We start from the raw sequence: 23,291 nt of genomic DNA, 5'->3' as shown, positions 1-23,291 counted from the left end.
TTATTCCTCACTCGCCAAAGCAGGAACAGCACTGTCTGTACTGCTATCGACAACAACCGCAATATCATTTTTCATGTTGATGATATTGGTTATGACGACTTGCTCACCGCTAGATAGTCCTTCTTTAACTACCCAACCGTTACCCACTTCATTACCGAGAATCACTGATTTTTTTACGGTCTTGTTGTCTTCGGTCACCACAAAAACGGAAGGCTCACCAGATTGGCTTCTTACCACAGCTGATTGAGGAACGACAAGGTAGCCACGAGCTTCTGGCATTGAAATATGGGCGCGTACGTACATGCCTGCTAGTAAAGTATTGTCAGGGTTTGGAATAATGGCGCGCAGCGTTACCGTACCTGTTGAGTCCGAAACCAGCGTATCGGAAAATTCTAAACGGCCTGCTTCGTCATACGCACTGCCGTCTTCTAACGTGATGGTTACTGGAATCTCCGCATCTTTGTCGGTGAAGGTCGCAAACTCTTTTTTGATTTTGGTAATCGCTAACGAAGATTGCTGCATATCCACGTAAACATTCGCGGTTTGCACAATTGTCGTCAGGTAAGAAGACTGTTCAGAGGTCAACAAAGAACCTTCCGATACCAAAGATAGGCCTGCTTGACCTGAGATAGGTGCTTTGATTTTGGTGTAAGACAGTTCAATATTGGCATAATCCAATTCCGCTTGGCGGATCGCGACTTCAGCTTGAGCTTCTTTGTAAAGCGCATCGGCATCATCAAAATCTTGCTGACTGGTCAGTTTTTTTCTTAATAGTTCTTTATAACGAAGTGCCGTTTTTCGAGCGGTATCTTCGCTCGTGAGTGCTTTCGCTAATTGGGCTTGTGCGCTATTAACGTTGGATTGATAAGTGGTTGGGTCAATTTCATAAAGTACTTCATCGGCTTCTACCTGAGAACCCTCTTTGTATAGACGGCTTTTGAGAATACCCGTTACCTGAGGTCTCACTTCTGCTTGTTTAAACGCAGCAATTCGCCCTGGCAACTCGGTCGTTAAACGCAGTGTTGTTGGGGTCAAGTCTAAAACATCAACATGAATAGGACCTGGAGCTGGTCGTTGTTCCATAGCTTGTTCGCCACAGCCCAATAATAAAGAACTAGAGAGAAGCAGGCCCAAAGGCAATCTTAACGCGTGGGGTAGAGACATAATGAAACCTTATCCTAGAAGCATAATTACAAATATAAGAAAAAGAATAGCAGCTACACGGTTAAGGCAGGGTTAAGGCTCAGGTTTTTGTTTTGATAAATTATGAGGTCTTTGGAAAAGGATGAAGGCTCTTCCCCAACAACTTAGGCAGCGTGCGTATTTACTATTGATTACAAAGAAAAGGAACAAGTTAAGGTGATTAGTTCTCCGGTTGTGTTAGTTCTTACCTTGTGTTGTTTGTTTTATTGATTTAGTACCCCGTCAGCTCCATATATCCAGTACCTGAGTATGTTCCTTCAATCACAATAGGACCTTCCCAATAGGGAACTGATAGGGGCGGTTACGAGTTTTTTGATTTACTCGGGCGATCAAAGAGCGGCAAGCTCGATTTTATTTTGGACGATGGGAGGCTTAGGGCTTGCTCGTTGGAATAACTTAATTTTTGCCTTAATTGGCGTGTTGTGTCTTATTGTTTTAGTGATTAAACGTTATCGCGAACTCGACACTTTGTTAGTGAGTGAACAGACCACAAGCTCATTAGGGATCAATGTTCACCGCCTGCAAAGTGAGATTTTTCTTTGTTGTGCGTTTTGCACTGCATCGATTGTTTCAATGACGGGCGTGGTGGGCTTTATTGGCTTGATGGTGCCTCATCTTGTTCGACCGTTTTCAGGTGTGACTCACAAGCGAGCTATTCCTTTGATCGCCTTGTGGGGATCGGTTCTCTTATTGTTTGAGGATTTAGTCAGTCGAACCATATTAGCGCCACAAGAATTGCCTGTTGGGATTGTGACAGCGGCGCTAGGTGGGTTGTTTGTCTTATATCTTGTTTGGCGCAAGTAGCTTGTTTATTGAATCAGGGAAACTCATCAAAAATGGAGCTTAGGAACGGCTCCAAGCTCCAATCAGTCGGGCACTTTCGATCTCTATTCTTGGGGTTGAAAGTGCCTTCTTAGATCCATGCAAACCTAAACCGGAAGCAAGATGATCTTGCGATCTTGCTTCTGCTGCCTCTTTTGGGCTTGTGATGGTGTGTAGCTGCCACTCTGAGAGGCAACGATGAGACATTAGCAACCACAGATGTGTAAGTTGGCAACTCCTTTCCGCAGGAGGGTTGGCATATTGCTTTTCATCAGCTTTCTTCAGTGTGCTCTCGGTTTGAGCTTTGTATTCTAACTGTATTGCTCTTTGAAGAGCGTCATTCCCATTCTTGCACTGTTGCAATTTTAATTCGTATTTGGAGGTATTAATCATTCCAATGGCCGTCGTTAAAATTGATTTGGGTGGGTTGTTGTTTAAAGCATCGGCTCGCAACGTTAAGTTAGAATTGGAAAGCGAACATCATCATGAAAAAACTTATTGCCTTCACATTGATTTTACTGGGTGCAGCGTTCGGTGCTAATGCCAGTACCTATGAAGAGCTCAGTTGGGATGACCTTATTCCAGAAAGTGAAAAGACGATGCAATATAACTTCGGAGGCGAAGCTTCCGCTAAGCAATCTCTAGTTAGACATGCAATTCGCCCTGAGTTGAATCAGAGAAAAATTAGGATTGCCGGATATTTTGTTCCATTAGAATCTGATGGTGAAACGATCTCGCAAATCCTACTCGTTCCCTATGCGGGTGCGTGCATTCATGTGCCACCGCCACCAGAAAATCAAATCATTTATGTGCAATTCAAAGAGCCAATGCCTATAGAAAAATTCCAAAGCGTCATTTATGTGAGTGGGACCATCAAGGCAGAGGTTACGGTTAACGAGTTAGCAAATAGAGTGGGATATTCTTTGGAAGGCTTGGAAGTTGAACCATACGAATAACCTCGTAATGTTCGCAGGGAGTGTGTCAACTATTGTGAAGCTAGAGGTTTATTACAGACCTGATAGAAAAAAACCTGCTTCGGCAGGTTTCTTTGTTTGGATTACTCTCCTTTGGAAGATCAAGTCTCTGGCATTTGAGTTTCCTCTAAATTGAAGAGTGAGTCGTATCCTAGGTATTTTCAATACAAGGGGGGTAATTACGATTACGAATTCCCCCATGACTTCCAAGATTGCCTCGGTTATTTCAGCGTCGCTATTTTTAAAGTTGCACTCGATAAGTTGGCTATCATTGATCGCATTAAGCTTGGAGTCATGCTCGATCACAACGATTGAGTATTTGGTTGTAGCGTGCTCGCTAGAAACCATGACTTCGTAGATGCGATTCCCGTCTTCATCCGTGTCAATTGGTATAGTCATACCTGATACGTAAACTTTCGCTCCAAGGAAGAAAGGTTCGTGCTCTATCAAGATTTCACGCAGCGGTAGTTGATGAATTTGTTCAATTCTTTTGCGTTGCTTGTAGCTGAAATTTCATTCTTTTTATTCTTGCACTCAAGCAATAATCAAAACGACTTCGAGCCATTTATCTAAACCTGCACACAAAATAAACTCTCTCCCTAAATCGACTATCGAATAAAGCGTTAATCAAGGATCGCGTTGAAAGACCACCGACGGCTGCGGCTAGGCGGGGTTCATTCATCCTTGATTTAACCTTCAGACACCTATGAATTGCTTGAGATTGAATCTAATAAACTTCGTTCTTATTCCTTGTGTCATCAGTAATTAACAGTAAGAAAAATAATGAAAAAATTAGTCACTATATCATTGACACTATTGATGGTTGGATGCAGTTCTCCTGACTCTCCGGCTGATCGTGAACAAGCTCGCCAAAAGGTCAACAAAGTTTCAAATGAGGTCGTTAACAGGATCAGCGAGCACTATGTTGAGGTTCCGGAACAGATGGAATATGCCTACGGGTACGCGACTGTGCGAATGTCTGAGGTTCAACTTCCTATATTAGGTAAGTCATCAGGGATTGGATCCATATACAACAATACTGATGGTACTGTTACGTATATTGACGTCGATAAATATGACTTAGGTGCGGGGCTTGCGCTGCATCAATATGATGGCATTGCCATATTTGATACTGAGGAACAGTTGGAAGCCTATAAAGAGGGTAACTGGCATTTATCCTTTGCAGCAAATGCTAACCTTGGTGGCAGTGGTGGAAGATCAAAAGCCACTATTTTAGATGGTGACCTTGATGTTCCAGTATATCTACTCGATTATTCTGGTGCTTCTGCGGGGACAAGTGCACAAGTTATGTCTACGTCCATCAACTATGACCTGACTGAGACTGGCTTGGGTGATCGTCAGACTGCAAACAAAGAAGTTGAAAAGACAACAACTGCCAAGAATTGGAATCGTGCTCTTCCATTTTATGCACAAAACGTTATTGATAAAGGCTATTCATTGCCTAAGCCTTTCGGGGTCAGTGTCGTTTATACAGATACTTACCAGTATATGGACATCACAGGTTTAAATGTAGGTATCAACGGTTCCAAAAAGTACCCAATTGATTTTGTATCCTTTCACAACAGCAGTAATGACACTCAATCTCCCCAATTAAAATTGGACGCTTGGTTGTTCCCTTTTATGAATGTGTTTGGGTCGGTTGGGAAAATAAGTGGTACAGCTGATCTTGGTATTCAATTTAGTGGTGACGATCTTGTTGGGCAACTTGGAACAGACTGTAGTGGAAGGCTTAAGCCCTTTGTATGTCGTTTAAGGGGTAAAGATCCACTTTATAACGTCACTGCTGACCTGAGAGGCACCAACTATACGGTCGGAACTATTCTAGCAACTGGGTGGCATGATTATTTCTTTACTGTACCGATGTCGGCGACCTACGCAGATATGCGTAAAAATGATGCTGAAGGCTTAATTGTTAATATTACTCCTCGTATTGGTAAAGTATTTCCTGTTAAAGGATCCCAATCTATTGCGCTATATACTGGTGCAACATATATCGATAGTACTTTAACGCTAACGGGAACTTATACCTATGAAGGTGTTGGGATAGATTACAACGTAAAGCAAAGTAATGTCGATAAATGGTCCGGTTTGGTTGGTGCTAATTATACGTTCAATAAGGATTGGTCTGTATCTGCTGAATATGGGTGGGTAAGCGATCGTAAACACCAATTCGTATCTACATTAAATCGAAGATTTTAAAGCTGTTCTAGATTAGTCTCTGTTTAATTTTAGCGTTAATAGTCTGGATGGATAATATCTAATATAAATTGTTAGTTTGAGAAATCACAATGAAAAAAATTAAATCAATCATAGTTATGCTCTTACCAATGGTGTTAGTAGCATGTTCAAGTACACACTCGATAGATAAAAGAGTCACTGAAGATAACTATGAGAGTGCTTCTATTATTAGCACCCCTAAAACTAATAGTATTTATGATGAGCCATATCGCTTCTTTGGTGATGAAACACCTAAGTACCTACGGGAAGTAAGAGATAACCCTAAGCTTAGTGAAATTGTAAACCAAGATAATATTCCGCGTATAGTGGGCGACCAATTTAGCGTGTTAGTCCTCTCTGGTGGTGGAGAACGAGGCTCTTACGGTGCTGGAATTATTAATGGACTATATGACAGTGGAAAGTTACCAGAATTTTCTATGGTGACCGGCGTTAGTACCGGAGCGTTAACCGCACCTTTTGTATTTGTTGGCGGGGAATATATTCATGAATTAAAAACGGCAATGCTTGCTTTAAATGACCAAGATCTTTTGGACAAGAGAAGCGCTCTATGGCCTCTATACAGTACATCAATGGTTGAAGGGAAAAAGTTCTATCAATTCATAGAGAAAACTTACGATGATAAATTAATTGAAGCCATTGCTCGTGAATACCGAAAGGGTAAACGACTCCAAATCGGAACAACTCACTTTGATTCTGGTCGACAAATGGTTTGGAACATTGGCCGCATTGCGGACAGCGACATACCTAATAAAATTGAAATTATTCATAAAGTACTAATGGCAAGCTCATCTATTCCAGGGTTCTTTCCTCCGCAATATTTTACTGTTTATTCTAATGGACATGAATATGAAGAAATGCACGTTGATGGTGGGTTATCTCATCAATTATTTTTTAACTCTTATGACTTTGATTTGAAAGAAATATCAGAACTTTACGGAATAACAAAAAAGCCTAATATCTATATTATACGAAATGGGTATTTAAAGAACAACTTTGAAAAAGTAGAAGATAATGTATTTTCTCTAAGTGAGAGAAGTGTTAATAATTTGATATTCTCTCAAACTAGAGGCGATTTGTACAAAGAGGTTTATGTGACAAATAAAGCCCAAGCCAATACGTATCTTAGTTATATAGAAGAAGACTTCGACGTCGAACCAAGTGAGGATTTATTTTTTGACCAAGAGTATATGAACAAACTCTACGAATATGGATATGAAAAGGCACAGAATGGAACGTTATGGTCGGCCTCTTTTATAGATGGGCATCAAATAAAGCTAAGAGATAAAAATCTAAACGATGAATAATGTGTTAATTATTTAAATAAATAGAGTGATATACCATGAATAAAAATAAGATAATTATACTAATGTCATTGTCTCTATTTTCGACATTCAGTTCTGCAAACTTAATTGTGGATACTAAAGGTGTCAATATGGAGCAATACAACATAGATTTACTGGAATGCCAACAATTATCAACCCAAGTTCAAGAAGAGCAAACTAAGGGAGTTGGTCGCTCTGTCGCAGGTTCAGCTGCCAGAGGGGCTGCTCTTGGCGCGGCAGGTACGGCTATTGCTGGAGGGCATGGTAGTGATGGAGCAAAAGTAGGGGCAGCTGTTGGTGTTGTTGGAGGGTTACTGCATCATAGGCACGCAGCTGCTTACAATCAAGCCCAGCACGAAGAGGGTGTCAATAATGTGCAGAGGCAGTGCATGATCGGCCGAGGATATAAAGTCTTGAACTAGGCTGCTCCTTCTAGAGACTTAAAGTCATATTTCTATTCGTCTACCAATAATCTATTCATTAACTGTGCGGCTTTGCTTATTTTCTAAGGAGTAGAGCTCCCACAGTTGCATAACCATAACCACAGATCTCCTTCAAATACGTTCTAGATTTTTGCCTCAATGCAATAGTCAAAGCTAAACCGAGAGGTTTATTGCTATTCGCTCAATAAATATACTCTTCCGACCAAAACGAAAATCCAACAGACAAAGCAGTCTCAAGATTTCAGGCACACATCCATCGGATGGATCCAATACCATATTTGACAATATCGGAGACATCCTCGTGTTATTAAAGCGAAACGCAGCACTCTTATTGGTTTTAATTCTTTTAAGTTACCATAACTTTGTTTTTGCTCAGGTGGAGTCAACACCACTAAGAACTTATGCTACTTCTCCTTATCAATCGACTTCTCTATCTACCCAATTAAGAAGTGCATTTAGTGTCGATACCACCGAGGTTTTCATTACTTCATCCATAGCGAGTGTCTGGGCTCAAAGTAATGACTTCCAACTCGATTATTATCAAAATCAAGTTTTTAGTGGTTTTCAAGTCCCAATAAACAACAAGGTTTCTGCAGAAATCATGCTGCAGTATTCTTGGGCTGGCAATAATCATCTTGACTCATTAGTCGCAGGCTTTCACAACACTTTTGGTATAGCGCAAAATGGGCGTGATGAAGTGGATGATGATCAGTTCAATATTGGTTCATCTTATGGCTCTGCTATAGAGGACTTTGAGGGTGAGACTATGGCAAAAGCTTTGCATTCTTACTTGTCTTATCAATTCTTTGAAACGAGTGAACATGCGTTATCCGTAGGAGGCTCTCTTTACTATAACCATGTTGATGATTCTGAGTTTTCAAATATAAGCTTTGAGCAAGGTCTGCAGTTAAACTATTCCTACCATTCAGGTGTTCACACGGGTTTTAGCACCTTAGGTGCAACGCACAGAAAAGACGATCTTGCTTTGGGTTCTATACCCGTAAGTAATACCACGATGTCATTTGCAGCTGGTTATTCGCTCCAGTTCCTCAAACAATATGAGATGCTCGTTGAATACCACCATTATCAAGGTGTGCTGGATGACAATAGTGCGTTCTCCGAACCTTCAAAGGAGTTTGTACTGGGTTTAAGAGGAACATTTGATGGGGTAGCTGTAGAGATATCAACCACTGAGAATATGGGCAATAAAGATAATTCAACGGATATTAACTTTACAGTAGGACTGAGATTTTTCTTGTAAACAACATATGCTCAACAGGAAGCTAGCGTTTCATCATGGGTGATCGACCGGTATTTTCTTTATGTTCAGTGAGCTAATGTGATGTGTCACGTCACCTCTGGGCGGAGAGTCTGCCAGGTAGAATGCTAAATCAAAGCTTGTCTCTGTAAGATATAATGGGCTTTCAGTGAAGATAATCTCAATACTTTATCTCTGGATGTATTTAGCAAAACTCAGTGAGAGGTTCGGTGAGCTGTATTGCCCCAAATGATGCTGAAGCAGCAACGCATCATTTCCTTACCACGCTTGCTTTCGAGCAATACTTTTCATCAATCACCTATGCATTTTCAAACAGAGACTTAACTTGTTTATAAAACGCCATGCCATCGAAAGTCAGATTGAACTGCCTAGTCGTTCTTTGAATCAATTGGACAGACATAATGTGCTCCAACTGCCCCCCACGATTCGTTTACATCGGAAGCAAGATTATCTTGCCATTTAACCGCGTACTTTTCGATTCGATGAGATCAATCGCGGTTTGAACTTCATCGAATGGCAGATAGCGGTCAACGTCGAGTTTTATGTCGTTTGTGATGAAGTGATCTAGCATAGTTGTGAACTTATCACAGCGAACATCTTTCCCCTCAGCCTCTTCCCAATAACGTAAGAAGAAAGTACTGAAATCGATAGCTTGGTTTTTTGCGTGCTTGAAGAATCGCGGTTCATAAAAATCGAGTGAAAGCGTGCCATAGTTGATAAAACGCCCTTGGCTGCCAAGGGTACGAATAAGTTCGGTTCCGGGCGTTCCGCCAATCGCATCAAAGGCCACTGTTGGTTGAGGTAAACCGAGTTGCTGAATGTGTGCAACCAAATCACTTTTGGCATCCAGCACATAACATGGAGTGGTTTGAGTGCGCTCAGGTTGTGACGTCACGACAATGATTTGAAACCCAAGTGATTTCGACAACTGAGAGAAAATCTTGCCAATGGCTGAACTGCCAGCATTGATGATCAACACATCTTCTTTGGTCAACTTCGCCACTTCTGTCGTCAGCACCCACGCGGTGAGCGCATTAATATATAACTGACAGGCGTAGCCATTATCTAGGTGTTGAGGAATGTGGAAGAGGTTGTCTGGTGACACATCGACATAGTTCTGCCATGTACCACTTGTAGCTACAAGCACTCGCTGGTTTAGAGGAAACTCAGAATGGCCAGAATCCACAACCCTTCCGACCGCTTCAAACCCCGGAACTCTCGGTGGCTGGTGGCTGTGTTTGTATTGCCCCACACCGTAAATCGACAATAGATCACTAGGGTTGATGTTGGTCGCTTCAATTCGTACTCGCACCTTATCTTTATCAAGTGCGCCTAAAGCGACATGTTCTAGCTTGAGAGACTCTTTCGGCTGCCCGAAACGGAACTGGCTAATTCGGGTATTTTGCTTAGTGTCAGTCATGGTTCGGGCACCTTTGTGGTTTATGAGTACTGCATCGACTTTAAGTGTAGCGTGTTCATAAACAGTCTTGGATCGGTAATATTGCTTAGCATCGCTGGTGTTGGTAAGCAGTCGTCATCAACGTAGTCGACATAGTCTGCCGCCGAGTCAAAGATCAAAATATCCAATGCTAAACGATCCAGCCCGTATCGGCCTCGGTGGATCATATCCGCAGAAAAGACTAACAAGTCGCCCGCTTCTAACGGTATTTGTTTACCGCCAGAGATGTCATCGCTGCTTACCTTTCCATTTACTTCTTGGCGAACGTTGTATTCTTCTTCGTTGTCCCAACGTTTGTGTGTTCCGGGGATAAGTTCCATCCCTGGCTCATCAAATATTGGTACACGGAGGTGTAATACTTGGGTTTCCATGATGACTTTCATTTGGTCATCAATGTCATAGTCGTATTGACAGTCACGATGCCAGAAGTCTTTTTGTTGCGGGTTCACAGGGTTGAAGAACAGTTGTGTGTTCATGAATGCAGGTTTGTTCGGTATTACCGCATCGACCACTTCCATGACTTTTTTTGAGCTGATGAAGTCAAACAGTACGGTTCTATCGTCGGCGGGTAGATACTCGCTGCCTGTAATCAAAGATGAGTTAAATGCCTCTTCTTGATAGAACTCTTCGTTGTCTGCTTTCCATGATTCATGGAATTTGAGCACGACTTCTCTAAGCGATGCAATCTGAGCTTCATCGAAATAATTTCTGATAACAAAGTAACCATGTTCGTCGTATTGGTTACTTAGTTGTTGGCCGTTTTCTACCACTGATTACCTTCGTTCATTCTGTACCGTGTAATAACCACGTATTTCTTGGGCGCATAATGCCAGACTGGCGTCATTCAACCAAGTAACTAATGAGGTAATAATCCGTTGTTATAGTAATAACACTTAACGCTACTCGTTATTGATTGGCTCCAAAAGAACCTTAGTCACGAATAGTCTGACGATTGGTGCGACAACAGCAAACACTAACAAGGCAGTTGGTAGCATCTGACCAATAGCAGCTATCCATGTATCAAAAACACGCATCAAAAACATCGTCTTGTGGTAGGTTCTTGGCGGCCACGATGGCTGGCATGCTGAGTAGCATGGTTGGAAGTACCATCGAAATCATTAGTGGGTATTGGTATTTTCGAGGAAATTTTTTCATGGTTGACTCTAAGGAATGTGAGTTTTGTATTAATGTTTGCCATCCCAACCATAACCTTCCAGTTAGTCATGTGATTTGAAAGGTTAAAGCTAGTGAGGTTTAGGCATAGTCGTTCGGTCTTAAAAAGCGATGACGCGTTGAATTAGCCAAAACATCGATGTGATCCCGCAAAAGTAACTGATTGAATTTCTCGCCATGGTGTTAGAAACCAGCGTCAACTTTTTGGTGATGAGTTGGATAAGCAGGTAAGACGCCGCAACGAAAATTACTTGTCCGATTTCGACACCGACATTAAAACTGACCAGCGCCATGAGCTCCTCATTGTGTGGCAAGCCGATTTCGCTTAACACGGAGGAGAACCCAAAGCCATGCAATAGACCAAAGCTCGACGACACCAATAACGGGTACTTAAACGTTAGACTATCAGTTTTGTTGGAGGCAATTTCGTAGGCCAAAAACACAATGCTCAACGCGATACTGGCTTCGACGGGAGCGATGCTGATGTTCATCATACCCATTGAAGACATGATCAATGTGATGGAGTGAGCAATCGTGAAGCCAGAAATAGTCATTACGATCTTCTTGGGTGTTCGCGCAATGAAGATCAAGCACAATATAAATAACAGATGATCGTAGCCTTCCAGAATATGCTCAATTCCCAACTTAACGTACGCCGTCATCACGTTGTCAGATTTAAACTCATCAGCCAATTTTAGCTGGTGGTCACTAACGTTTAGCACTCGTGAAATGATGTTGTTTTCGGCATCTTCAATCCGGACGATCACATCCACTTGATACTTGGTTAAACCATCAATATCGAGTTGTAACCCTTTTAAGCCATTCTCTCGCTCGATAGTCCATTGTTGAACATAGGCTCCGGGTATCACCGAGCTGAGCATATTGGCGTGATCTTTTTGGCTCTGTCCATCAACAACAATATCAAGGTCGACGGTTCTGTCGCCTTTTACTGGGCGTTTCCACAGAAAGTCGGAGTGCGTGCTGTCGATTTGTTTGATCAGCAACGAAGCTGATTGCATGTCATCGGCGTAAGCCCCCAGTGACATGGTCATCAAACATAAGAAAAGTAACGAGATTAGCTTTTTCATCACGGTTTCCTTAAGAGTTGGCGTCGGAGTTGCTCATCACAACTTGATAGTCGTTCAGCAGTTTGCTTTCGTAAGTGTCTAGGTTTTCTTGATTGCGCTGAATACGCCAATCGTCTAATACTCGAGCTTTGGCATTATCAAACGAGAAGTAGTCATTCTCTGTCTTGCTCGTCACTTTCACTTGGAAATACTGCGATGTCGCTTTGATAGGTGACGACCATTGATCCAGAGGTTGGGTAGCCAACTGTTCTAAGAATTTGGAACCGAAGCGTTTATCTACGTCGTAAGAATCCCAATTGGAAACTGCGATCGGATTGGGTTGTTCTGAATAATTTCCGCTAGAGTCCGAACTTGTAATCAAATCTGGACTGATGTTGATTGCTCCGTTTGTGCTGTCCAGCGCGATGAACTCAAAGCTATAGATATCGGCTTTCTTGTAGTTATCGATGTGTGCTTGATAAAACTCATACAGCGACTCATCGCTTGGTTGCTCCATCACGGAAACGTCATTAATCATGAAGCGAAGCTTCTGTTTGAGGCGACGTTTGATGACGGCATCGTTAGTATCAAAGCCGACTTTTCTTGCTTCTCGTGCGTAAGCTTCATCAAGTGCGTAGTCACGAACTAACGCTTGTAGTTCTTGAGGGGTAGGCTGTTTGCGCCACAGTTTTACGTATTTAAGATGGATTTGCTCAAGTTTATCTTCCGTAATAACAATCACATTCTCCTCATTGAACTTCTGTTGTTCGGAGTAATGGTTGTAAGCAAAAAGTGCGGCAGCAATTAGGAAAAAATGCATTAGAGGTTGGCGCAATAAACGTACAGTTAAATTTTTCATGAAAGTAATCTTTTTAACAGATAAATAGGGCATCAAATCCATTGAGTGGATAGCACCACAGAGCGGCTCTATGGTGCTATTGTGTAGCTAGGTTAAACTTAGTTTTCGACGAGTCTCAATAAGACTAAGGCGTATACCAAATTGGCGAGGTAAACGCGCGCTCTTGAATAGAAACTGGCAGTTCTTCAGGAACGGTTGTGCCCATTTCTACTGCATCAAATGTGCTCCAACGAGGAGTTGGGATTTCTAGTACACGAGCGTAGTAGAACGCATGCAGTGATTCATCAAAGTCAGGGTCGACCCATTCAGCTTGAAGTGACTCAGCGCCAATATCATTGGTGAAGGTGGCTGTTTTCACGTCCACGGTGTTACCTACGGCAGGCACTTTGCCATGTTCATTCTCAACACGACCATCAGACATCGCAACGTTGTAGACTTTTTCAAACGTTTTGCCGTCTTTTACCCAGCCTTTGATGATCTGGATTCGGTCTAAGTTACCGCTATCAGGATCTTTTTCAGCTTGGACTATAATGGTTGGTGCTGTTTTACCGTGAATATCTGCAGAGGTTAGGTCGCTACCCATTGGCACGCCTTCATCGTAAGCCGTTGCTTCCCAGTCTGCTTGTTTTAGCAATTCTTGTGGGTAGTCGAAGCTTGCGAAAGTTCGCACTTTCATGCGAGTTCCTGTTGTTGCGTAAACTTCTTTGTTTGCTAACGCATCATAAATCTCTTCTCGAGTATTCGATTTTGCCCAAACTGCAGCTAAACCAGACGTACTGAACTTACGGATTTCTTCAATGTTACGACCTGAGTTACCCGGTGAACCGTACATGCGTTCTTCTGGATGAACTTCAACCCCAAATTTGCCGGTGAAGTTGAATTCTTGGAAAGTGCTTGCTCCGTTGTGGGTATCGGCATCGCCAATGAAACCGAACTTGTATGGGTTACCTTGACCTTCTGCTTCTTGCTTAATACCGCGCAGTAGAGCGTCGCGTGCATAACCACCCACTCGTTTGTCTGTTAGACGACCGTGCATATCTAAACGATAATCCCACAATTCAAAACCTGCGAACTCATCGTTCGGAGACAACTCAGGGTGCGTCTCTGATGTGCCTTTGATCTGAGTGATTTCGTAAAGTGGTTCATTTCTCATACGAGTTTCTGCATAAGCTTTGTCTACTTTAGAGCCGCCGTAACTGGTATCGACAGGGAACATCAAACCATCGCTGGCGTTACCATTGTGAGGGATCGCTAACAGTGTTGAGCCATTCTCACGTTGCTTGTCCATCCAAGCCCAAAGGTCTTCTGGTCGTTTCGAATCGAAGCTGGTAAACGGTATTTCTGGAATGTGGTCAGTATCTCTGAACATCAATACACGGTGCATGTTGCGAGCTTCAGGGCCTGAGGTCCATTCGAAGCCAGCAAAAGTCGTAAACTGACCTGGTGTGTTGTATTTGTCTGTGATCTCGACTGTTTGCGCGAATAATGATTTTGCGAGCTTAGGGTCAACCAATCGAGGATCGCAGCTGTTTTTATTCATGCAGTCGAAGATGTCAGCATAGGCCCCCCAAGCCACAACTTTGTTTTTTGATGCCAAACGCTTAGATATGTCCAAGTCATAAAGGTCACTTTCTGGGTTGACCATTTGTTGGAATACGCCTAAAAATTCGGCGTGGTCTGTCACTGAATACCAATCAAGAGGTTTACCTTGGATTTTGAAAACATTACCGTTTTCATCAACAATTTTTTCACCACGAGCCCAGCGATACGCCGTTTCAGGGTTGAAGGTTGCGCCTTGCGGAAAGCCATCAAAAGACCAGCCAGTATGGACGTGTAAGTTACCGAAATACGCTTCTTTATTTTCGTGAACCGTAATGTCTGCCTGTGCTGCCATACTGCTGCATAATAAAATGGCAGAAACACAACTTGCTAATTTGTTTATTTTTTTCATAGGAATGACCTAATAAATGGGTGAACTGAACGTACGCAGGTTTTCTTAACATCTTGTTTGTTTAGAAAGTCCGCACACATAAAACGAGTGCTTATGTTTTGTCATTCCGTGTCGGGCAAATACATGGCCTGAAGTGTTATTCCGTAGACTCAACGTGATAGTGAACAAGCCTGTAAATGCTCGTTGTCGCTAAGATGGGAGAAGTATAATCAAGAGGATAAAGGCGAAAAATATCTGAAATTGGTTTTCACTTTTGCATTGCTGCAATAGTGAATGGTTGTCTCTTATTAATTGTTTTGGTGAATACAAAAACACCTTACATTAGTAAAGCAAGACGCTTTTCTAACGTAAGGTGTTCTTTATTTTGGATTTACTCTTAATGCTAAAAGCCAACTCGCAACTGATTGCTTAGATATTATTCCCTCTTAGATATTGTTACTTCCAAGTCGGGAAATCTGAGCCTAGAGGTGAGGTTGGTTTATCCCAGTAAGCCGGTGTGCGTGAGTATTCTAAGACTGGTTTTAAATGAGTGATCACACCAAATGGCGTTGGCGTTTTTATGGTGTTCTCGCTGATGTTTCCACCGGAAATTACTTTATGTATTGTGGCGAATTTCTTATCGATGTTCTCTTGGTCTTTCTTTTGACTTCTTTGTTGATTCTGCGGGTTCGAATTCAAACCTTGGTTTTGATACCACATACAAGTTTGGGCTAATGAAACACTGACACGTTGGGAACCACCAATGAAAGCACGGTTGTGAAGCGCTTTCAGAATGCCGATAGAACCCATTAAGCCAGTGCCGTAATCGGTAATGAAACCGTAAGGACATAGAATAGGCTGGTTCTCGGTGCCATGATCAAAGGCTGAACCAACAGCCGCTTGTGCGATGTTTTCCCACCCGTGCCTATTCGCCCATGGTCCAACTTCGCCAAATGCCGAACTGGTTACGATGATTAAGTTAGGGTTAATTGATAATAACTTCTCTTCTGTTAAACCAAACTTCTCTTGAAGCCGACCTGGAGCATAGCCATTTACATACACATCAGTTTCTGTGATCAGCTGATAGAACGTCTCGAGATCCTTTTGTTTATTAAAGTTCAGGTAAGCATTGCGTTTACCAAAGCCAGTATCAAGGTAGTTTGACGTAATACGCTCGGCGGAAGGGTTGGCAATATGCAAAACCTGAGCGCCTTGTTCCGCCAAAAAGGTCGACATTGAGGGCCCGGCAATAATATGGCTAACGTCTAGCACTTTTACGTCACTGAGCGGTCTTTCGCTTGGTCTGAACGGAACCTTAGAGCCCGTGCCGAGAGCCTTGACTTGAATTGGTGGAAGCTTACTTAGAGCTTGGCCTTGTGGGTGCGCTTGAAATTCTTGTTGAGTTCGAATCTTGGTGCCACTTAACCCATGCTCATTAAAGATATCTTCCCACTCTTGCGCTGTTTTAGACAAGTAGGCGGCCTCAATAGCTTCCTGTTCTGGTGGGCAGTTCAATACTTTTAAAGTCTTGTCGTGTAAGTGCTCCAGTGCAGTAATGGTCTCAAAATATCCATCTTTTGTTTTGTGAGTGAGCGATTCAAAACGCTTGAAAGCATCTAGCGAGAGTGGCTGGTCATTGATGTGAAGGAAGTTAGGTCGATAAAGCATTTCCATCGCTTTTTTATGATCGACGGTGATGGTTTGAGCTTCGCCTGTTTTGTGTTTCCAAATATTTGCAACCAACAAACCGTTCATCATTAATAAAGAAGAGAAACTATCCGACATGCTGTACGGTGATAATTCATCTAAGCTCGGTTCGTAATTCGTATCAATACTTTCAATGTCTGACGATATTTCGATATCGACCATTTTTTTCAAGTTTTCTAGACCATGTAACATAAATAAACCTTTGATGTTTTTGAGATAGATAATCAGCTTACTTAAGTCTATATTTGTGATAAAGCCCCTGGAATGAGGAAGAGTTTTGCACAGAAGCAATAATAATTTTGATCTAAATACGTTGACTATTTTTAGGCGAGTTGTAGAGCTAAATTCGCTTTCAAAGACAGCGGAAGAGCTAGTCATTAATCCATCAACTGTGAGTCGAAAAATATCAGATCTCGAATCATTTTATGGGGTTAAGCTACTACTGAGAACAACCAGAACACTCACCCTTACTGAGGAAGGTAAGGCGTTTTATGGCTACTGCCAGAACATCGAAGACTTGTTGGTTCGTTCGGAAAACGAGATAACCAATACGCAAGTTGAGCCGACAGGGGTGTTACGATTGGTGATACCAGTTGATCTCGGTAACTTGGCGCTAAACAATGCGCTCAATGAGTTTGCGATTAAGTACCCAAAAGTGGTGTTAGATTTAGAGTTTTCAAATCGTTCCGTAGATATCGTTGAAGAAGGCGTTGATGTTTGGTTTTGTATCGGTGAAGCATCGAATCAAAGTTTAATTTCAAAACATCTTATGACACACAGACGCTATTTAATGGCCTCGAAAGAGTATTTAGCTCAGTACGGTGACATTAATTCGATTGACGAAATGACTCCCCCTCACCGACAAGTGTTAAACAAAAACCCGTTTAATTATAAAGATAAAAACGCGATAAAACACCTACCGTATTCGGTTGCGGTAAACAGCAGTTATGCGGTACTTCAGTCATGTATAGCAGGCCTTGGGCTTGCTTATATTACGAAATCGATGGCCAATAAATATGACGCTGACCAACAATTAGTGACGATATTAGAGAGTGAGATTTTTTCTGAAACGGTGGTTAATATGTTGTATCCAGAACGGAAACTTAAACCTATGAGGACTGAATATTTCCTTGAATTCATGTCTAATTATTTCCGGTATGTGTAGGCATATAGTCAAATAAAATTGAGACGGGATAAACATAAGTTCCTATGTTTATCCCGTCTCTTTGGTGACTCATAATTCGTTTCGTTTTTGTGTGGGCAGGGTGGGGGACGAAACCCCCAGTCTTATCGCTAATGCTCGTTGTTTTTATGAAGAACGTTTACTTAGCGTAGCATGATGTCTTCGTGGCCATAGCCCGGTATGAAACCAAACAAGCCTCGGTTAACGACTTCTGATGGACGGTGAGTGATTGCGCCGTTTCCTGCGGGTTCGTCGCTCCATGTTGTTTTGACTGGATCATGTGCGCCCATCACGGAAGGTCCTGTTTGGCAGTAAGCTGGGGTCTCAGACAACTGTACATAAGGTGTAATTCGAGTGAACACCGAACCTGATTCGCTGGTTTGGTCGATTAAGTACTCGCGCATGTCAGCCATTGAAATCGGCACAACTTCTTCTTTTTGGGCATCTAAACTTAAAAGCTCCATTGCTGAACGTGCTAGCATGGTTTCTACATTCCAGAATCCACCTTTCTTCTCACGTTGGATCAGTGCTGAAATCGTGCCGATTGCAGCTAAGAACCCTGTGCTGAAATCCAGTACGAGAGCGCCAACAAGGTGGTATTGGTCGCGACCTTGCGATGCGATGTGTGTCATGCCAGTGCAAGTTTGAGCCAATTGCTCCCAACCTTTACGTTTGCTCCAAGGGCCCGTTGGACCGTATGCAGAGATCTGAGTAACAACGAGGTTAGGGTTGATCTCCATTAGTGTTTTTTGATCGAATCCTAGTCTTTCTAGAGAGTTTGGACCGTAACCCCATACGAGTGCATCGGCATCTTTCAACAATTCAGTGAACTTCTCTTTGTGTTGTTGCTGCTTCAAGTCGAGTTGTATCTGCTTTTTACCGTAACTTTGCTCAAAGATTACTGGGTACAAGAACGGAAATTCAGGGTTACGAACCGAGATGACGTCTGCACCGTATTCCGCGAGCTGACGAGTAGACCATGGGCCAGCCACCACGTGAGTGACATCAATGATTTTAAGCCCTTCAAGTGGACGATGTTTTGCTTGAGTTAACTTTTTAGATTTTGCATCGCCTTGTTGATCAACCAATACCAGAGGATGCTTAGCCATAGCTTGCCCTTGCGGATGTGCTAGCCATTGTTCTGGTGTGTAAAGCGGCGCCATACATAGGCCTTGCTCTTCAAAATCGGCTTCAATTTTTGCAATGTCAACTTTAGCAACTTGGTCGCTCAAGCTTTGGTAGTTATTTGCTGAATCGAAGTAATTTAAAATACCATCGCGTAAATGCGGGTAAGCACCATTCATACACATCCATTGACCGTCTTTCGATTGTTGGATGCTGTTCACTGGAACTTCGATTTCACCACCAAGAATTAGTGTACCATTTAGGTAATGGTATGCCGGGTCGTTCAAACTCATGGTCGCATGGCGTCGGTCAACGGTTACGCTCTGTTTTGGCAGGCCTCGTAGTTCGCCAATCTCTTCCAAGCTAGCCCCAAATGCTGCAATCACACCGGTAATGTAATCTGCAGTTGCTAGATCTTCTTTTAGGTAAGTCGGTGTTTGAACCACATTGATGTCTGATGCTGGTGTAGATAGGTTAAGTGTATCTGCAATATGTTGATAAACTTTGTGTTGATTCGTATTCATAATATTTGTCTCTAATTTTTACTTTATTGAGCGCTGCTGGGTATAACGGCAACGCTGCCAATGGAATTTGTTTTGTTAAGGCGCTTAGTTTTTCGGTTTGTGCTGCTCAAGTTCTGGCGGATAATCGACGACATAACGTTCAACTAAGTTATTTTCATCAAGCCACAGAATGTTCAATAACGAATCAAAAGAAATGACATTATCAAGGTTCTGTTTTTCTGTGATTTTTGCACCACCGTTCATAATGATCGCGTTACCCACTTGGTAAACGTCGTGAATAAAATGCTCAGTGATGAAGGGTTCATCTATTTTTTTGAAGTAAGCTTTCACGTTCTCAAGGCCGATGATCTTTTCCTGTCCAAATTGCATCACAATATCGTCACGCAAGATTTCGAAGCCTGAATTTTCAGAAAAATCTAATGTATCAATTGCCTGAAACAGTTTTGGCAGCCATGTTGGTGCTTCGATTTTTGTCATATGTGTATTCATGGTATGTCTCCTATCCTAATAAATATTCAATTAACTCATTGGTTATGAAATGTTATTTATTAGGATTGATAGTGATTAAAATTAATGAGGTTGATTCTCGTTGTTAGAATTTGTAGTTAAATTCAAATCCACGTGTTGCGTCTGAGTAGTCTTGTTCTGAATCCCATTCTTCATGGTATTGAACGTCTAAATCTGCGGTGATTTGGTACGTTAAGCGTATTTCGTTCGTGAATAGTGTGTCTTCACCGTTGTAATAGTTATCTGTGTAAACCGTTGCACCGCCCAATGTGCTGCGCCATTCTGGGTTATACATAAAATCCAAGTTGTCTAAGATTTTCACTTTTGCGTACGCACCGATTTGGCCGTAAGTACCTGGTAGGGTGTAGCCTGTAACGTGGTCATCAATTGGGTAACCATTTTCTTCAAGAGGCAGTTCGCCGTTCATGATGGTTAAGCCAACACCCGCATAAGGTAAAACTTCAATGCGGTTGTATTGGTATTTCCAAGTGATGTTTGCTGATAGATCAAGCTGTTCTTTTTCTACGTCATATTCGGTATCAATGTAGCTACCGATGTTCGATGCCTTGTCAGTATTGAAGTAACGAGCTCGAACGCTATCAATTGAATCATCACGCTCGCTTGAGCCAGACCAACCTAGGTTGTCCCCTGCAATGCCTTTTACTTCAATAATACTTTTGGTTTGGTTTGCTTCAGTTTGGTCATCGAATTGAACTTTTACGCTTGCGCCGTAGTTGTCAAAGCCAATACCTGCGGAAACAGAAGAAGTGTCTGTATTGCTAGCTGCTAGAACGCTAGTTGAAGCCAGTGAAGCAATTAGGATAGCGGTTGTTGTGGTATTAAGTTTCATGATGTTTTTCTCTTTCAATTTAAAATTTGGCGTAGTGCCGTGTTGTTGAGAGAGAGTATATTCACCACCTTGTTTTCGATAAATATCTTGAATTACGCTTCATAATTGCACTGGTGCAAAAGTGGATTTGTAGAAGATTATTGCGTGAAAAAAAAGGGTTTGCATTTGCATGTATTGGGGGAGGATGGCGATAAATTTAGATTGAATACGATCAGCATGTGTTCAATTATTTTCAATAAAACAACATGTTACACGGACTAAAAAACTGAATGAAATGGTCGATATTGATAATCGGAATAGTAATGAAGAGATCGAAGCTTTCGATTTATCGTTTAAAATGGAGTTATTGCATTAAGCTGGTGGGGATGAGCTTTCGATTTTAGAATAACAATAGTAACTTAGTACTGTGAGATATTGCCATTAATCCTGAAGCCCTGTTTTGTTAGATGTCGAGCGTAGCCAATCACGCCATGAGTAACACAATAACTAATGGCGAAGTGAATCGAGGTTAATTAGTGGATACCGGATGATTCTTACGTTTATGTCGTAGCACGAAGTACACGATGACATTTAAGACCGCCCAAATACATGCCATATCAAACATTCGTTCAACAAAAGGCTCTACATGGAAACCATTTGATTGAGTATAGAGGGTCACAGGGACTAATACCGCAGACATAAAACCCACTTCGAAGTTTGGGATATCTTTGTGTCGCAACTCTTTATGGAATGAAAAGTAGTGAACCACGCTAGTCAATAGAAACAATAGTAAGGCAAAGAGCGTAATGTTGTTTGGATGACCAAGCAGTAAAAGGTGGAATAGTAGTGCCATTAAACAGCCTGTAATTTGCACTGGGATAATGGATTGAACGACCAATTTACCTTGCTTAATACTGCTTCGTAGCGCGGCATTGATTACGACGGAAAGACAAAAAATAGCACCACCAATATCCATGGTCAGAAATGTGACTAAAGCGCACGTTATCAGGACAACTATCAGCAGTTTATGCAGTTCTGAAATCGTAGGTTCCTTGGCTGTGCTTTTTGTTTTGGGAAGCTCGTTGTCAGACGGAAACAGTTTAAAGCAGAGCCACCCGAGCGGAATCATAAATGAGACCCCTTGTAGTAACTCTAGAATTGTATTTTCGACGATTAAGCCACTGGTTGTATTGATAAAGGCGTAACAATACAGAAAAACGGGTGACGTATAGGCCATGATTTTTGATGGGTATTTTATGCCAGTCATCAAGCACCAGAATAATGAGGCACTCAACATGACTGCAAACATCTGGTTGTTATAAAACATCTCCCCAACCAACATGCCTACCACCACAAAAGCTAAGATTCGCATCAGGAAAATGACTGACACTCTAAGGCTAAATTTGTGACCACTGATGATTGCAGGCCCTAGGAAAACACACAGCACGACTTGCTGCATGTTTAATAACTCTGCAATTACGATGGCGACGGTAAAAAATAGGCTAGCTCGAAGAACTGGGCGTATATTCATGGTTCAAGATCTAATAGATGTAGCGAAATAGGGAGATGAACTTCATCACGGTGACAGAGAACAAGCTCCAAAATCCGGAGCCTTCCGGCTTGATCATCGTAGTGGCTTTAGATCCTGATATGAGTTCAGCGGGTAAGTCTTCAACTTCAATTATTGTTCTTACTTGTTGGCTTTTTCTTATCCAACGCTCATCACGCTGCACAAATGCTTCTTTGCCCATATCATTATCGTTGCGCTGGTTCACTTGCACTGCGGAGTCTTTGGATTTGATTGTTCCAGTAAATATCTCACCGGGTAGGGCATCAAATACGATCATGACGGTTGCACCTTCTAGTCGCCCTAGTGCCTTTTCATTGAAGTTCGCCACTAGGTTGGCATTGTGATCTAACGTGATAGCCACTTGAGGGTTGCGGTTATTAATAAACTCACCAACATTAAGTTGTAAGTTCGTGACCCAGCCTGAAACCGAAGCAAACGTGATCGCTTTTGAGATCTTTCTATCCGCTCTATTGAGTAGAGCTTGCGCTAACATTAGCCCGCCATTTTCACCTTCTTCTCCCAATTGAACCGTTTTGGAGTCTAGCTCCAGTTTGTCCTTTTTAAGTTCTTTTTCAGCGTCTAAATAAGCTAAATGCGCATCATCAAACATCTCTTGGCTGATGGTTCCTTTGGTAAGTAGTGCCTTGAAGCGTTGATAATGCGTTCGTGCGTTATCAACAATTTCTTGTTGCTGATCCACCTGTTGTGTTGCTTGTTTTATTTCGATTTTTAAGCGAGTCAGATGCTGCTGAATAACCACCATATTGGCGTAAGCGATGTCTTTATTTTCAACCAAATCGTGCTCATCAATGGCAAAAATTGGGGCGCCTTTCTTGATGTAGTCGCCGTTTTTCACAAAGATCTCACTAACGTTGCCTTCTGCTCCTGTTGTTACTGAGATGATGTCTTTTTTTAGATAGGCGTTAGTCGTGAATGGCGCGTTAATATCACTAAACACCATGCTTACACCAAACAATACGAGCGCGACGAATACGCTCTTTCCTACTTTGTTGGTGATGTGTTGCAAGTTCATTTTGTTTTCTCTGTTAAGTTAAA

Annotated in this window: 21 protein-coding genes and 2 pseudogenes; 7 read left to right on the top strand and 16 right to left on the bottom strand. The window is 42.1% G+C overall.

Going from position 1 to position 23,291, the window contains the following annotated elements; genetic code table 11:
* Together FLM53_RS22700 and FLM53_RS22695 are read right to left on the bottom strand one after the other, a co-directional pair.
* Window positions 1-1,164 (bottom strand): efflux RND transporter periplasmic adaptor subunit, encoded by a 1,164-nt coding sequence (locus FLM53_RS22700; RefSeq protein WP_176679296.1) that lies wholly within the window; start codon window positions 1,162-1,164, stop codon window positions 1-3.
* A gap of 250 nt (window positions 1,165-1,414) precedes the next feature.
* A pseudogene (locus tag FLM53_RS22695) lies at window positions 1,415-1,501 on the bottom strand (lipocalin family protein); the annotation flags it as partial.
* On the opposite strand from FLM53_RS22695, the pseudogene FLM53_RS22690 reads away from it, so the two are divergent.
* A pseudogene (locus FLM53_RS22690) lies at window positions 1,492-2,007 on the top strand (FecCD family ABC transporter permease); the annotation flags it as partial. The pseudogenes FLM53_RS22695 and FLM53_RS22690 sit on opposite strands and share 10 nt — an antisense overlap.
* A gap of 39 nt (window positions 2,008-2,046) precedes the next feature.
* On the opposite strand, the gene FLM53_RS22685 reads toward FLM53_RS22690, so the two are convergent.
* A complete protein-coding gene (locus FLM53_RS22685; RefSeq protein ID WP_176679297.1) occupies window positions 2,047-2,418 on the bottom strand; it encodes a hypothetical protein in 372 nt (123 codons plus the stop codon).
* 92 nt (window positions 2,419-2,510) lie between these two features.
* Here FLM53_RS22685 and FLM53_RS22680 point away from each other — a divergent pair, with 92 nt between their 5' ends.
* Entirely contained in the window at window positions 2,511-2,981 is a 471-nt protein-coding gene (locus FLM53_RS22680; RefSeq protein WP_176679298.1) for a DUF3299 domain-containing protein, read from the top strand.
* Between the two features lie 51 nt (window positions 2,982-3,032).
* Here the strand turns inward: FLM53_RS22680 and FLM53_RS22675 are convergent, their stop codons facing one another.
* Entirely contained in the window at window positions 3,033-3,398 is a 366-nt protein-coding gene (locus tag FLM53_RS22675; protein WP_176679299.1) for a hypothetical protein, read from the bottom strand.
* A gap of 384 nt (window positions 3,399-3,782) precedes the next feature.
* On the opposite strand from FLM53_RS22675, the gene FLM53_RS22670 reads away from it, so the two are divergent.
* From FLM53_RS22670 to FLM53_RS22655, 4 genes are all read left to right on the top strand, one after another.
* Window positions 3,783-5,219 carry a hypothetical protein gene (locus tag FLM53_RS22670; RefSeq protein ID WP_176679300.1) on the top strand — a complete coding sequence of 479 codons (1,437 nt, stop codon included), beginning with the start codon at window positions 3,783-3,785 and terminating at the stop codon, window positions 5,217-5,219.
* A gap of 89 nt (window positions 5,220-5,308) precedes the next feature.
* On the top strand, window positions 5,309-6,562 hold the full coding sequence (locus FLM53_RS22665; protein ID WP_218113442.1) for a patatin-like phospholipase family protein: 1,254 nt from the start codon (window positions 5,309-5,311) through the stop codon (window positions 6,560-6,562).
* A gap of 128 nt (window positions 6,563-6,690) precedes the next feature.
* Window positions 6,691-7,002, top strand: coding sequence for a glycine zipper family protein (locus FLM53_RS22660; RefSeq protein WP_256099311.1), 312 nt, complete (start codon window positions 6,691-6,693; stop codon window positions 7,000-7,002).
* Between the two features lie 322 nt (window positions 7,003-7,324).
* The gene (locus FLM53_RS22655; protein WP_176679302.1) at window positions 7,325-8,284 is read left to right on the top strand and encodes a DUF3187 family protein; all 960 of its coding nucleotides are present in this window, start codon (window positions 7,325-7,327) and stop codon (window positions 8,282-8,284) included.
* 448 nt (window positions 8,285-8,732) lie between these two features.
* On the opposite strand, the gene FLM53_RS22650 is transcribed toward FLM53_RS22655, so the two are convergent.
* The 7 genes from FLM53_RS22650 to FLM53_RS22620 all read right to left on the bottom strand — a co-directional run bounded on the left by FLM53_RS22650 (window position 8,733) and on the right by FLM53_RS22620 (window position 16,689).
* Window positions 8,733-9,722, bottom strand: a complete 990-nt coding sequence (locus tag FLM53_RS22650) for a zinc-dependent alcohol dehydrogenase family protein (protein ID WP_176679303.1) — start codon at window positions 9,720-9,722, stop codon at window positions 8,733-8,735.
* 20 nt (window positions 9,723-9,742) lie between these two features.
* Window positions 9,743-10,531: a phytanoyl-CoA dioxygenase family protein gene (locus FLM53_RS22645; RefSeq protein WP_176679304.1), complete on the bottom strand. Its 789-nt coding sequence runs from the start codon at window positions 10,529-10,531 to the stop codon at window positions 9,743-9,745.
* A gap of 250 nt (window positions 10,532-10,781) precedes the next feature.
* Window positions 10,782-10,916 (bottom strand): hypothetical protein, encoded by a 135-nt coding sequence (locus FLM53_RS24110; RefSeq protein ID WP_256099312.1) that lies wholly within the window; start codon window positions 10,914-10,916, stop codon window positions 10,782-10,784.
* A 119-nt stretch (window positions 10,917-11,035) separates the two neighbouring features.
* Window positions 11,036-12,022 (bottom strand): HupE/UreJ family protein, encoded by a 987-nt coding sequence (locus FLM53_RS22635; protein ID WP_176679305.1) that lies wholly within the window; start codon window positions 12,020-12,022, stop codon window positions 11,036-11,038.
* Window positions 12,023-12,032: 10 nt separating this feature from the next.
* Window positions 12,033-12,860, bottom strand: coding sequence for a peptidyl-prolyl cis-trans isomerase (locus FLM53_RS22630; protein WP_176679306.1), 828 nt, complete (start codon window positions 12,858-12,860; stop codon window positions 12,033-12,035).
* A gap of 124 nt (window positions 12,861-12,984) precedes the next feature.
* The gene (locus FLM53_RS22625) at window positions 12,985-14,811 is read right to left on the bottom strand and encodes a DUF3604 domain-containing protein (protein WP_176679307.1); all 1,827 of its coding nucleotides are present in this window, start codon (window positions 14,809-14,811) and stop codon (window positions 12,985-12,987) included.
* Between the two features lie 435 nt (window positions 14,812-15,246).
* Entirely contained in the window at window positions 15,247-16,689 is a 1,443-nt protein-coding gene (locus FLM53_RS22620) for a CoA transferase (RefSeq protein WP_176679308.1), read from the bottom strand.
* An 85-nt stretch (window positions 16,690-16,774) separates the two neighbouring features.
* On the opposite strand from FLM53_RS22620, the gene FLM53_RS22615 reads away from it, so the two are divergent.
* Window positions 16,775-17,662, top strand: coding sequence for a LysR family transcriptional regulator (locus FLM53_RS22615; RefSeq protein WP_176679309.1), 888 nt, complete (start codon window positions 16,775-16,777; stop codon window positions 17,660-17,662).
* A 161-nt stretch (window positions 17,663-17,823) separates the two neighbouring features.
* On the opposite strand, the gene FLM53_RS22610 is transcribed toward FLM53_RS22615, so the two are convergent.
* From FLM53_RS22610 to FLM53_RS22590, 5 genes are all read right to left on the bottom strand, one after another.
* Window positions 17,824-19,329: a CoA transferase gene (locus FLM53_RS22610; protein ID WP_176679310.1), complete on the bottom strand. Its 1,506-nt coding sequence runs from the start codon at window positions 19,327-19,329 to the stop codon at window positions 17,824-17,826.
* Window positions 19,330-19,413: 84 nt separating this feature from the next.
* A complete protein-coding gene (locus FLM53_RS22605) occupies window positions 19,414-19,818 on the bottom strand; it encodes a hypothetical protein (RefSeq protein ID WP_176679311.1) in 405 nt (134 codons plus the stop codon).
* Between the two features lie 103 nt (window positions 19,819-19,921).
* The gene (locus tag FLM53_RS22600) at window positions 19,922-20,686 is read right to left on the bottom strand and encodes a hypothetical protein (protein WP_176679312.1); all 765 of its coding nucleotides are present in this window, start codon (window positions 20,684-20,686) and stop codon (window positions 19,922-19,924) included.
* Window positions 20,687-21,194: 508 nt separating this feature from the next.
* Window positions 21,195-22,196, bottom strand: a complete 1,002-nt coding sequence (locus FLM53_RS22595) for a hypothetical protein (RefSeq protein WP_176679313.1) — start codon at window positions 22,194-22,196, stop codon at window positions 21,195-21,197.
* Window positions 22,197-22,206: 10 nt separating this feature from the next.
* Window positions 22,207-23,268 carry an HlyD family secretion protein gene (locus FLM53_RS22590; protein ID WP_176679314.1) on the bottom strand — a complete coding sequence of 354 codons (1,062 nt, stop codon included), beginning with the start codon at window positions 23,266-23,268 and terminating at the stop codon, window positions 22,207-22,209.
* Between the last annotated feature and the right edge of the window lie 23 nt (window positions 23,269-23,291).

Origin of the sequence: Vibrio sp. Scap24, from assembly GCF_013394185.1 — a bacterium.
Classification (GTDB): Bacteria; Pseudomonadota; Gammaproteobacteria; order Enterobacterales; family Vibrionaceae; genus Vibrio; species Vibrio pomeroyi.
The sequence above is the reverse complement of the archived record's forward strand: the minus strand, read 5'-3'. Positions and strand labels throughout refer to the sequence as shown.